The following is an 11,965-nucleotide window of genomic DNA, read 5'->3' as shown; positions in this document are numbered from 1 at the left end:
CATGAAGAGGTGGCGGGGGTGAAGGGCACCCGCGATTCAGCGGGTGCCTCAGTCAGCCTATTTGTCCACGCTGACGCCGTAGAAGGAGTTCAGCGCGAATGGGCTGATCTTGAAGTCCTTCACCTTGGCGCTCATGGGCTGGTACACGGTGGAGTGGGCGATCGGGGTGATCGGCACCTGCTCCTTGAGGATGTGCTGCGCCTTTTGGTACAGCTCGGTGCGCTTGGCCTGGTCGGAGGTGGCCTTGGCCTGCTTGATCAGGTCGTCGTAGGGCTTGTAGCACCACTTGGAGAAGTTGTTGCCGTCGACGGCATCGCAGCCGTAGAGGGTGCCCAGCCAGTTGTCCGGGTCACCGTTGTCGCCGCTCCAGCCAATCAGCATGGCGCCCTGTTCGCCACCCTTGGAGCGTTTGATGTACTCGCCCCATTCATAGCTGACGATCTTTGCCTTGATGCCGATCTTGGCCCAGTCGGATTGCAGCATTTCGGCCATCAGCTTGGCGTTGGGGTTGTACGGCCGTTGTACGGGCATGGCCCACAGGGTGATCTCGGTGCCTTCCTTGATACCGGCTTCCTTCAGCAGTTGTTTGGCCTTTTCGGGGTCGAAGGCGGCGTCCTTGATGCTGTCGTCATAGGACCATTGCGTTGGCGGCATGCCATTGACTGCCAACTGGCCGGCACCCTGGTAGACCGACTCGATGATCTTCTTCTTGTCCACGGCCATGTCCAGCGCCTGGCGCACTTTCAGCTGGGCCATGGGGTTGGGCTCGTTGCTGCCCTTGATCTTGCCCATCACGTTGTAGGCGATGTAGCCGAGGTTGAACCCGGCTTGCTGCGGCATTTGCAGATTTTGGTCGGCCTTTAGCGGCTCGATGTCGGCCGGGCGCGGGAACAGGGTGACCTGGCACTCGTTCTTCTTCAGCTTCTGCATGCGCACCGAGGCATCGGTGGTGATGGCGAAGATCAGGTTATCGATCTTCACGTCATCGGGCTTCCAGTAGTCCTTGTTGCCCTTGAAGCGGATCTGCGCGTCCTTCTGGTACTTGCTGAACACGAACGGGCCGGTGCCGATCGGTTTCTGGTTGATGTCGGCAGCCTTGCCATTCTTGAGCAACTGGTCGGCGTATTCGGCCGACTGGATGGAAGCAAAGCTCATGGCCAGGTTCTGGATGAACGCTGCGTCGACTTCGTTGAGGGTGAACTTCACCGTCTTCTCGTCGAGTTTCTCCACCTTGGCGATGTTCTTGTCCATGCCCATGTCGGTGAAGTACGGGAACTCGGTGGGGTAGGCCTTACGGAACGGGTTGTCCTTGTCGAGCATGCGGTTGAAGGTGAACAGCACGTCGTCGGCGTTGAAGGGGCGGCTGGGCTTGAAGTAGTCGGTGGTATGGAACTTGACCCCTTCGCGCAGGTGGAAGGTGTAGGTCTTGCCGTCGTCGGACACTTCCCATTTGGTCGCCAGGCCCGGGATGACCGCAGTGCCGCCCCGTTCAAACTGGGTCAGGCGGTTGAACACGGTCTCTGCCGAGGCGTCGAAGTCGGTCCCGGTGGTGTACTGCCCCGGGTCGAAACCGGCCGGGCTGCCTTCGGAGCAGAACACCAGGTTGGACGCGGCCAGGGCCGACGGTGCACCGGTGAGTAAGCCTGCGCCAAGCAGGAACGGAATGACTGCGTGTTTGAGCATGGTGGCCTCATTGTTGTCATTTTTTGGATGAGGTGGCCTCGTGAGCCGACCTGCGGATACTTATGCAGGGGATGTTCCCAATGCAACAGGTAGAAGGATAGTTGGCGCCGGAAAAGTGGTACGACCGTACATGGATGTCGCATCGCTATAACTTTCGACGAAGTTAAACGTTTGCGCAGGCAAAATGATGGCATTTTGCGGGATGTTTCGAGGCGGGGGTATGCGTAGGATGCACCTTGGTGGTGCGTAGGAAACGTCTGAAAAGCAGGTTCAAGCGGCAGGCTTCAAGCAACAAGACAAAGCAGACCGGGTTCACCGTCAACTTGAAACTTGCCGCTTGAAGCTTGTGGCTGTCAGGGCATCTGCACTTCGATCAGGCCATCGGCATTCATGCTCACTTCGCTGGTACCCGCCTCGATGTCCGGCGCTGGCGCGGCTTCATCAGCCCCCATGGCTTTCATTGCCATCGGCGCACTGCGCAGGTACGGGCGCGGGTAACCGCTGCTGTTGAGGTTCAGGCTGACCACTTTATAGCCCTTGCCGCCCAGGGCTTCGGTGGCCAGTTGCGCGCGTGCCTTGAAGGCATCGACCGCGTCCTTGAGCAGTGCATCCTCGCTTGCCTTGCGCGTGGCCGGGGCGATGGAGAAGTCCATGCCGCCCATTTTCAGCTCTTGCAGCAGGTCGGCGGTAAGCTGGGACAAGGCCGGGAAGTTGTCGCTTTCCAGGCGCAGCTCGGCGCGCTCGCGCCAGCCGGTAATCTTCTGGCCCTTGCTGTCATACACCGGGTAGCTGTTGCGGCTGCCCTGGCTGATCTTCACGTCCTTGACCTGGCGCGACTGCTGCACGGCCTTGTTCATGGTTTCGGTGATCTGCTTGGCGAGCTTGCCCGGGTCGGTGTTCTGCGCTTCGCTGTACAGGGTCACGACCATCAGGTCGCGCGCCACTTCCTTGCTCACTTCGGCACGCAGCGATACCTGGTTGTAACGTGGCTCATCGGCAGCCAGCGCCGGCAGGCTGGCGAGCAAGCCGCAAGACAGGATCAGGGCGGCGCCGCGACGTGGGATTTGCATGTGGTACTCCTTGGCAATAAAAGGCGTGGGGTCTGGTCATCCATTCCACGCATGGCCCATCAGACCGGCAACAGTGTAGTGGGTTCAAAAGTGCCATCATCAACCTGTGACAAAGTGTGGCGCTTTGCCGCATCGCTGCAGTGAGGCGCCCGGCTTCGGTATACTCCAGCCGATTTTCTGGAGCACTCATCAGGAGAGCTCATGCTCGCTGCCGTACAACCGCTGTCCGCTACCCGCCAGAACCTGTGGCGCCTGACCGTCATTCGGGTCCTGGTCCTGGCTGCCCAGGCCGGCTCCGTGGGCGTCGCCTACTGGACCGAATTGCTGCCGTTGCCCTGGCTGTCGCTGGCTGGCACCTTGGCGTTGTCCTCGCTGCTGTGTGCCTTTACGGCGCTGCGCTTGCGCCTGTCGCTGCCAGTCACCGAAATGGAGTACGCCCTGCAGCTGGCCTGCGACCTGCTGATCCACAGTGCCTTGCTGTACTACTCCGGCGGCTCGACCAACCCGTTCGTGTCGTATTACCTGGTACCGCTGGCGATTGCCGCGGTGACCTTGCCGTGGCTGTATTCGCTGATACTTTCGGGTATCGCCCTGACCGCCTACAGCCTGCTGCTGGTGCAGTTCTACCCGCTCGAAGGCCTGCCCATGGCGCGGGACAAGATGCAGGTCTACGGCATGTGGCTGAGCATTGCCCTCGCCGCGGCGGTGATTACCTTCTTTGCCGCGCGCATGGCCGAAGAGCTGCGCCGCCAGGAGCAGCTGCGCTCCGAACGGCGTGAAGAAAGCCTGCGCGACGAGCAATTGCTGGCCGTGGCCACCCAGGCCGCCGGTGCCGCCCATGAGCTGGGCACGCCGCTGGCGACCATGAGTGTGCTGATCAACGAAATGCGCCAGGACCATACCGACCCGCTGCTGCAGGAAGACCTGCAGATCCTCCAGGACCAGGTAAAGCTGTGCAAAGAGACCTTGCAACAGCTAGTGCGCGCTGCCGAAGCCAACCGCCGCCTGGCGATCGTGGAGCAGGATGTGACCGCCTGGCTGGACGAGGCGCTGAACCGTTGGCACCTGATGCGCCCCGAAGCCAGCTACCGCTTCCAGCGCCTGCGCGATGGCAAGGTGCCGCGGCTGACACCGCCGCCAGACCTGACCCAGGCGTTGCTGAACCTGCTGAACAATGCTGCCGATGCCTGCCCCGATGACCTGGAGGTGCACCTGGACTGGGATGCCCAGGACATCGTCATCAGTATCCGCGACCATGGCCCTGGCGTGCCGCCGGCCATTGCCGAAGCCATCGGCAAACCCTTCATTACCACCAAAGGCAAAGGCTTCGGCCTGGGCCTGTTCTTGAGCAAGGCCAGCGTGACCCGTGCGGGCGGTTCGGTAAAACTCTATAGTCATGAACAGGGTGGCACCCTGACCGAATTGCGCCTGCCCTATGGCAAGCGAGGAGATGAATGATGAGCGAAGAAAACCAGGTCGAAAGCGAAGAGCTGCCGCACCTGCTGTTGGTGGATGACGATGCCACCTTCACCCGGGTCATGGCCCGGGCAATGAGCCGTCGCGGTTTCCGCGTGAGCACCGCCAGTTCTGCCGAAGAAGGCTTGATCCTGGCGCAGCAGGACTTGCCGGACTACGCCACGCTGGACCTGAAGATGGACGGTGATTCCGGCCTCGTGCTGCTGCCCAAGCTGCTGGAGCTGGACCCGGAAATGCGCGTGGTGATCCTGACCGGCTACTCGAGCATTGCGACTGCGGTGGAAGCGGTCAAGCGCGGCGCCTGCAACTACCTGTGCAAGCCGGCCGACGCCGATGATGTGCTGGCAGCGCTGCTGTCGGAGCACACCGACCTGGATACCCTGGTGCCGGAAAACCCCATGTCGGTCGACCGCCTGCAGTGGGAACACATCCAGCGCGTGCTGAACGAGCACGAGGGCAACATTTCGGCCACCGCACGGGCACTGGGCATGCACCGGCGGACCTTGCAGCGCAAGCTGCAGAAGCGCCCGGTCCGGCGCTGATCCCTTTCGCCTGTACCGGCCTCATCGCCGGCAAGCCAGCTCCCACAGGGACCCCGCGGGTTCCGGCCTGCATGCAATACCTGAGGGGAGCCGGGTTGCCGGCGATAGGGGCGGCACTGTCGGAAACGTCTCTTTATCGCACCTGATCCCCGCAACTAGCGGCCGTTGGCGTATCATTAGCCACCTAACGGCAACCCTCTCCAGGATCGCTTGCGCATGCTCGCCCTTCTCATCCAGACGCTGAACATCACGGCACCTGTCTTCGCCATGCTGTTCATGGGCGTGCTGCTCAAGCGCATCCACCTGATCGACGACAATTTCAACCGTGTCGCCTCGCAGTTGGTGTTCAACGTCTGCATGCCGGCGCTGCTGTTCCTCGGTATCTACCACGCCGACCTGGCTGCAGCGGTAAAGCCCGGCGTCATCCTCTACTTCATTGCCGCCACCCTGGTTGGCTTCGCCGTCGCCTGGGGCATGGCCATCTGGCGCAGCCCGCTGGCCGACCGGGGCATCTATACCCAGGGCGCGTTCCGCGGCAACAACGGCGTGATCGGCCTGGCCCTGGCTGCCAGCCTGTACGGCGACTACGGTATTTCGCTGGGGGCGGTGCTCGCCGGCCTGGTCATCCTCATGTACAACTCGCTGTCGGCCGTAGTACTGGCGGTGTACAGCCCGGACCTGAAGTCCGACCCGTGGAGCATCTGCAAGAGCATCTTCAGCAACCCCCTGATCATCAGTGTGCTGGTCGCGACACCCATGGCTTACGGCCAGGTGCCGCTACCCAACTGGCTGCTGACTTCGGGGGATTACCTGGCGCAAATGACCCTGCCGTTGGCGCTGATGTGTATTGGCGGCACCCTGTCGCTGGCGGCATTGCGCGACAGCGGCAGGCTGGCCATCGACGCCAGCCTGGTGAAGATGGTCTGGCTACCGCTGGTCGGCACCCTCGGGGCCTGGCTGTGCGGCTTTCGCGGGGCCGAACTAGGCATCCTGTTCCTGTACATCGGCAGCCCTACCGCAGCAGCCAGTTACGTCATGGCGCGAGCAGCCAATGGCAACCATGAGCTGGCTGCGTCGATCATCGTCATTACTACGCTAATGGCGGCAATCACCACCAATATCGGCATTTTCATCTTGCAGTGGGGCGGATGGATCTAGATCCTTGACTGCAAACAACACAAAAAACACAGCCTCACTGAGCTAAAGGACACTTCATGCAAGACCAGAGCACGCCCGAGCTACAGCGCGGGCTGAAGAATCGCCATATCCAGCTGATCGCGCTGGGCGGGGCCATCGGTACCGGCTTGTTCCTGGGCATCGCCCAGACCATCCAGCTGGCCGGCCCCTCCGTGTTGCTGGGGTATGCCATCGCGGGCCTGATGGCCTTCCTGATCATGCGCCAGCTGGGCGAAATGGTGGTGGAAGAGCCGGTAGCCGGTAGCTTCAGCCACTTTGCCCACCAGTACTGGAGCGAGTTTGCAGGCTTTGTGTCGGGCTGGAACTATTGGGTGGTGTATGTGCTGGTGGGCATGGCCGAGCTGACGGCTGTGGGTATCTACGTGCAGTACTGGTGGCCGGATTTCCCCACCTGGGCCACGGCGGCGATCTTCTTCGTGGTGATCAACCTGATCAACCTGACCCAGGTCAAGGTCTACGGCGAAATGGAATTCTGGTTCGCCCTGATCAAGGTAGTGGCCATCGTCAGCATGATCGGCTTCGGCGCCTGGTTGCTGAGCAGTGGCCATGGCGGCCCGGATGCCAGCGTGGCCAACCTCTGGCAATACGGCGGCTTCTTCCCTAACGGTGTTAGCGGCCTGGTGATGGCGCTGGCGGTGATCATGTTCTCGTTCGGTGGCCTGGAGCTGGTGGGTATCACCGCTGCCGAGGCCGACAACCCGCGCGAAAGCATCCCCAAGGCCACCAACCAGGTGGTGTATCGCATCCTGATCTTCTACATCGGTGCCCTGGCGGTGCTGCTGTCGCTGTACCCGTGGCAGAAGGTGGTGCAGGGCGGTAGCCCGTTCGTGATGATCTTCCACGAACTGGACAGCGACCTGGTGGCGACCATTCTCAACATCGTGGTGCTGACGGCCGCGCTGTCGGTCTACAACAGCTGCGTATACGCCAACAGCCGCATGCTGTTTGGTCTTGCCAGCCAGGGCGATGCACCGCGCCAGTTGCTGAAAGTCAGCCGCAGCGGTGTGCCGCTGACTGCGCTGGGCGTGTCGGCCTTCGCTACCGGGCTGTGCGTGGTGATCAACTACCTGATGCCGGGTGAGGCCTTTGGCTTGCTGATGGCCCTGGCGGTGTCGGCGCTGGTGATCAACTGGGCGAGCATCAGCATTACCCACCTGAAGTTCCGCAAGGCCAAGCTGGCGGCCGGGATTACCCCGTTCTACAAGAGCCTGGGGCACCCGCTGACCAACTACCTGTGCCTGGCGTTCATTGTGCTGATTCTGGTGGTGATGTACCTGACCCCGCCGATTCGCATCTCGGTGATGCTGATCCCGGCATGGATTGCCGTGCTGTGGGTGGCCTTCAAGCTGAAGAAGGCTCGGCAGGTTCGCCGTTAGATTGTATCGCCTGTGAGATCGAGCGCCGCCCGCGCGGCGCTCGATCTAAAGGGCGACACAAGGCTTAAGGCATGCGCCAGATGACATGGCCCGATCAATGCTGCCGGCGCCAGGCACGCACAGTGGTATACAGCAGCACCACGCCGAGCACAGGCAGTACATAGAACAGCATCAACCGCTCCAGGCGCCCGGCCAGCGGCATGCCCATTGTGAATGCCGCCACGTGCAGCCCGTACGCCAGGTACAGGCAGAGGAATACCAAGCCTTCGGCGCGGGTGATCCGGTAACCGGAATAGAACACCGGCAGGCTCAGCACGGCAACCCCGAGCATTACTGGCAGGTCGAACGCCAGGGCGTTGGGCGAGATCGACAGCGGCTCAGGGGTGATCAGGGCGGTCAGGCCCAGCACGGCCAGCAGGTTGAACAGGTTGCTGCCGATGACCGTGCCCACGGCAATTTCCCGTTCACCGCGCAGGGCAGCGATCAATGCGGCGGCGAGCTCTGGCAGGGATGTGCAGATGGCGACGACGGTCAGGCCGATGATGCGCTCGGACAGCCCCAGGTCGGTGGCAACCTCCACGGCGGCCTCCAGCAGCAGGTGCCCCGCCAGGCTCAGCAGGGCAAGGCCGGCCAACACCAGCAGCAGCGTGCCTGACCAGAAGCGCCTGGCGCTGGATTTGGCGGTGTCCGGCGCGGGGAAGGTGCGTGCGTAGTGGCGCGACTGGTGCCAGAGCATTACCAGGTAGCCGACCAGGCCAAGCAGCAGCAGCCCTCCTTCAACCCGGCCCAGGTAACCGTTGGCGCACAGGGCATAGACCAGGCCGCTGGCGACGATCATCAGCGGAATGTCCAGGCGCACCAGCTGGCGCGACACGCGCAAGGGGATGATCAGCGCGGCCAGGCCGAGAATGACCAGTACGTTGAATATGTTGCTGCCGATCACGCTGCCGACCGCCACATCCGGCGCACCCTGGTAGGTGGCCTGCAGGCTGACGGTGAGTTGTGGCGCGGTACTGCCGAAAGCCACCAGGCTCAGGCCGATGATCAACGGGCGAACATGAAGGCGTTGTGCCAGGCGCAGCGCTGCGCGCACCAGCAATTCGGCGCCGCCGACCAGCAACAGCAGGGCAATGCCCAATTGCAGCAGGCTGAAGGTGGGAAGGGTGGCCAGGTCGAAAATGGTCGGACTCCTGTCGCGTCAGTCGCTAAGCCCTTGTACTCGCACGCGCGCTGTTCCGCTACGGAGCATGCCGATTTTTTCTGCTGCGGCGCGAGACAGGTCGATCAGGCGGCCGCGGGTGTGCGGGCCACGGTCGTTGATGCGCACCACCACACTGCGCTGGTTGGTCGTGTTGGTTACCAGTACGCGAGTGCCGAACGGCAGGCTGCGATGGGCGGCGGTAAGGCCGTGCTGGTTGAACGGTTCGCCGCTGGCGGTGCGTTTACCGTGGTGGCGCGAGCCGTAATAGGAAGCGGTGCCCGTCTGGTCGTAACCGCGCGGGTCGATGTCGTGGCTGGCGCAGCCGGCCAGCAGGGAGAAGAGGGCGAGAGTACCCAGGGATCTTTTCAGCAAGTCAGATGCGCTCCAGTGCGGCCATTCGCGGGCTTGCCCGCTCCCACAGGCATATCACCGCCTGTGAGAGCGGTCCAGTACTGTGGGAGCGGGCAAGCCCGCGAACGAGGGCAGAGCCCTCGCAGCATATTCAGGTCAGCCTTCGAGCTTGGCCTTGAGCAATTGGTTCACCTGCCCCGGGTTGGCCTTGCCTTTGGAAGCTTTCATCGCCTGGCCGACAAAGAAGCCGAACATCTTGCCACGCTTGGCCTCGTCGGCGGCGCGGTACTGTTCGACCTGCTCGGCATTGGCTGCCAGCATTTCGTCGAGCATCTTGTCGATCGCACCGGTGTCGGTAACCTGCTTCAGGCCTTTGCTTTCGATGATGCTGTCAGCATCGCCTTCACCGGCAGCCATGGCCTCGAACACGGTCTTGGCGATCTTGCCGCTGATGGTGTTGTCGCGGATGCGCAGCAGCATGCCACCCAGGTGCGCGGCGCTGACCGGTGACTGGTCGATCTCGATGCCCAGCTTGTTAAGCAGGCTGCCCAGCTCGACCATGACCCAGTTGGCCGCCAGCTTGGCGTCGCCACCAATTTTCACTACTTCTTCGAAGTAGTCCGCCTGTTCGCGGCTGGATGCCAGCACATTGGCGTCGTAGGCCGACAGGCCGTACTGGCTCTGGAAGCGTTCGACCTTCTGCGGCGGCAGCTCCGGCAGGCCGGCGCGGATGGTTTCGAGGAAGCTGTCCTCGATCACCACCGGCAGCAGGTCCGGGTCGGGGAAGTAACGGTAGTCGTTGGCTTCTTCCTTGCTGCGCATGGAGCGGGTTTCGTCTTTGTTCGGGTCGTACAGGCGGGTTTCCTGCACGACCTTGCCGCCGTCTTCGATCAGGTCGATCTGGCGCTGGATTTCGCTGTTGATCGCGCGCTCGATGAAGCGGAACGAGTTGACGTTCTTGATCTCGCAGCGGGTGCCGAACTCGACCTGGCCTTTCGGGCGGATCGACACGTTGCAGTCGCAGCGTAGCGAGCCTTCGGCCATGTTGCCGTCGCAGATGCCCAGGTAGCGCACCAGCGCGTGGATCGCCTTGACGTAAGCCACGGCTTCCTTGGCACTGCGCATGTCAGGCTCGGAGACGATTTCCAGCAGCGGGGTGCCGGCACGGTTGAGGTCGATGCCGGTGGAGCCGCTGAAGTCTTCGTGCAGGCTCTTGCCGGCATCTTCTTCCAGGTGCGCGCGGGTTACCCCGATGCGCTTGATGGTGCCGTCTTCCAGGGCGATATCCAGGTGACCCTTGCCGACGATCGGCAGGTCCATCTGGCTGATCTGGTAGCCCTTGGGCAGGTCCGGGTAGAAGTAGTTCTTGCGCGCGAACACGTTGCGCTTGCCGATTTCGGCATCGATGGCCAGGCCGAACATGCACGCCATGCGCACGGCTTCCTGGTTCAGCACCGGCAGTACGCCGGGCATCCCCAGGTCAACCAGGCTGGCCTGGGTGTTCGGCTCGGAACCGAAGGTGGTGGCGCTGCCGGAAAAGATCTTCGACTGGGTGGCGAGCTGAGTGTGGATTTCCAGCCCGATCACAACTTCCCATTGCATGTGTGAACTCCTCAGAAGCCGTTGGGGGCACGGGTGTGCCAGTCGGTCACTTGCTGGTAGCGGTGCGCGACGTTGAGCAGGCGGCCTTCCTGGAAGTACGGCGCCAGCAGCTGCACACCGACCGGCAGGCCGTCGACGAAGCCGGCCGGCATCGACAGGCCCGGCAGGCCCGCCAGGTTGGCGGTGATGGTGTAGACGTCTTCCAGGTAGGCGGCGACCGGGTCGCTGCTCTTGGCGCCAAGCTTCCAGGCCGGGTTCGGCGTGGTAGGGCCGAGGATCAGGTCGACATCGTTGAAGGCGGCCATGAAGTCGTTCTTGATCAGGCGGCGGATCTGCTGCGCCTTCACGTAGTACGCGTCGTAGTAGCCGGCCGACAGGGCGTAGGTGCCGACCATGATGCGGCGCTGCACTTCAACGCCGAAGCCTTCGCCACGGGAACGCTTGTACAGGTCGGTGAGGTCTTTCGGGGCTTCGCAGCGGTAGCCGAAGCGCACGCCGTCGAAGCGCGACAGGTTGGAAGAGGCTTCAGCCGGGGCGATCACGTAGTAGGCCGGGATGGCGTGCTGCATGTTCGGCAGGCTGATTTCCTTGACCACTGCGCCGAGCTTTTCCAGCTCTTTGACACTGGCCTGGACCAGGTCGGCGATACGCGGGTCGAGGCCTGCACCGAAGTACTCTTTCGGCAGGCCGATGCGCAGGCCCTGCAGCGAAACATTGAGGTTGGCGCTGTAGTCCGGCACCGGCTCTTCGATGCTGGTGGAGTCCTTGGCGTCGAAACCGGCCATGCCTTGCAGCAGCAGGGCGCAGTCCTCGGCAGTGCGGGCCAGCGGGCCGCCCTGGTCGAGGCTGGAGGCGTAGGCGATCATGCCCCAGCGCGAAACACGACCGTACGTCGGTTTGAGGCCGGTGAGGTTGGTCAGTGCCGCCGGCTGGCGGATCGAACCGCCGGTGTCGGTGCCAGTGGTGGCCGGCAGCAGGCGCGCGGCCACGGCAGCGGCCGACCCGCCCGACGAACCGCCTGGGACGTGTTCGAGGTTCCACGGGTTCTTCACCGCGCCGTAGTGGCTGGATTCGTTGGCCGAACCCATGGCGAACTCGTCCAGGTTGGTCTTGCCCAGGGTGACCATGCCGGCTTCAGCCAGCTTGGCGACCACGGTGGCGTCGTACGGCGCCTTGAAGTTGTCGAGCATCTTCGAGCCGCAACTGGTGCGTACGCCGTTGGTGCAGAACAGGTCCTTGTGGGCGATGGGGGCACCCAGCAGCGTGCCGGTTTCGCCTGCGGCGCGACGGGCGTCGGCGGCACGCGCCTGGCCCAGGGCCAGCTCTTCGGTGACGCTGATGAAGCTGTTGATTTGAGGGTCGAGTTGCTTGATGCGCGCCAACAGGGCGCCGGTCAGCTCTTCGGAGGAAAACGACTTGTCGGCGAGTCCGCGGGCGATCTCGGCCAGGGTCAATTGATGCATGGCA

At 62.8% G+C, this 11,965-nt stretch carries 10 protein-coding genes; 4 read left to right on the top strand and 6 right to left on the bottom strand.

Annotated elements, in window-relative coordinates; all coding sequences use genetic code 11:
* Positions 1–57: 57 nt before the first annotated feature.
* Together SB765_RS14045 and SB765_RS14040 are read right to left on the bottom strand one after the other, a co-directional pair.
* Entirely contained in the window at positions 58–1,683 is a 1,626-nt protein-coding gene (locus tag SB765_RS14045) for an ABC transporter substrate-binding protein (RefSeq protein WP_341797640.1), read from the bottom strand.
* A gap of 353 nt (positions 1,684–2,036) precedes the next feature.
* Entirely contained in the window at positions 2,037–2,753 is a 717-nt protein-coding gene (locus SB765_RS14040; protein WP_258655388.1) for an SIMPL domain-containing protein, read from the bottom strand.
* Positions 2,754–2,954: 201 nt separating this feature from the next.
* On the opposite strand from SB765_RS14040, the gene SB765_RS14035 reads away from it, so the two are divergent.
* From SB765_RS14035 to SB765_RS14020, 4 genes are all read left to right on the top strand, one after another.
* Positions 2,955–4,211: an ATP-binding protein gene (locus SB765_RS14035; protein WP_016501358.1), complete on the top strand. Its 1,257-nt coding sequence runs from the start codon at positions 2,955–2,957 to the stop codon at positions 4,209–4,211.
* Positions 4,211–4,771 carry a response regulator transcription factor gene (locus SB765_RS14030; protein WP_003255244.1) on the top strand — a complete coding sequence of 187 codons (561 nt, stop codon included), beginning with the start codon at positions 4,211–4,213 and terminating at the stop codon, positions 4,769–4,771. Before SB765_RS14035 ends, SB765_RS14030 begins: the two co-directional genes overlap by 1 nt.
* Positions 4,772–4,987: 216 nt before the next feature.
* Positions 4,988–5,929, top strand: coding sequence for an AEC family transporter (locus SB765_RS14025; RefSeq protein WP_019473925.1), 942 nt, complete (start codon positions 4,988–4,990; stop codon positions 5,927–5,929).
* 56 nt (positions 5,930–5,985) lie between these two features.
* A complete protein-coding gene (locus SB765_RS14020) occupies positions 5,986–7,344 on the top strand; it encodes an amino acid permease (RefSeq protein WP_016501356.1) in 1,359 nt (452 codons plus the stop codon).
* A gap of 94 nt (positions 7,345–7,438) precedes the next feature.
* On the opposite strand, the gene SB765_RS14015 is transcribed toward SB765_RS14020, so the two are convergent.
* From SB765_RS14015 to gatA, 4 genes are all read right to left on the bottom strand, one after another.
* Entirely contained in the window at positions 7,439–8,482 is a 1,044-nt protein-coding gene (locus tag SB765_RS14015; RefSeq protein WP_341797642.1) for a calcium/sodium antiporter, read from the bottom strand.
* 60 nt (positions 8,483–8,542) lie between these two features.
* Positions 8,543–8,917 (bottom strand): septal ring lytic transglycosylase RlpA family protein, encoded by a 375-nt coding sequence (locus tag SB765_RS14010; protein WP_341797643.1) that lies wholly within the window; start codon positions 8,915–8,917, stop codon positions 8,543–8,545.
* Between the two features lie 135 nt (positions 8,918–9,052).
* Positions 9,053–10,498 (bottom strand): Asp-tRNA(Asn)/Glu-tRNA(Gln) amidotransferase subunit GatB, encoded by a 1,446-nt coding sequence (gene gatB / locus SB765_RS14005; protein WP_341797644.1) that lies wholly within the window; start codon positions 10,496–10,498, stop codon positions 9,053–9,055.
* An 11-nt stretch (positions 10,499–10,509) separates the two neighbouring features.
* On the bottom strand, positions 10,510–11,961 hold the full coding sequence (gene gatA, locus SB765_RS14000) for an Asp-tRNA(Asn)/Glu-tRNA(Gln) amidotransferase subunit GatA (RefSeq protein ID WP_410931485.1): 1,452 nt from the start codon (positions 11,959–11,961) through the stop codon (positions 10,510–10,512).
* Positions 11,962–11,965: the final 4 nt, after the last annotated feature.

Source organism: Pseudomonas sp. SIMBA_067 (assembly GCF_046534675.1).
GTDB lineage: Bacteria > Pseudomonadota > Gammaproteobacteria > Pseudomonadales > Pseudomonadaceae > Aquipseudomonas > Aquipseudomonas putida.
This window is presented reverse-complemented; position numbering and strand designations above follow the sequence as displayed.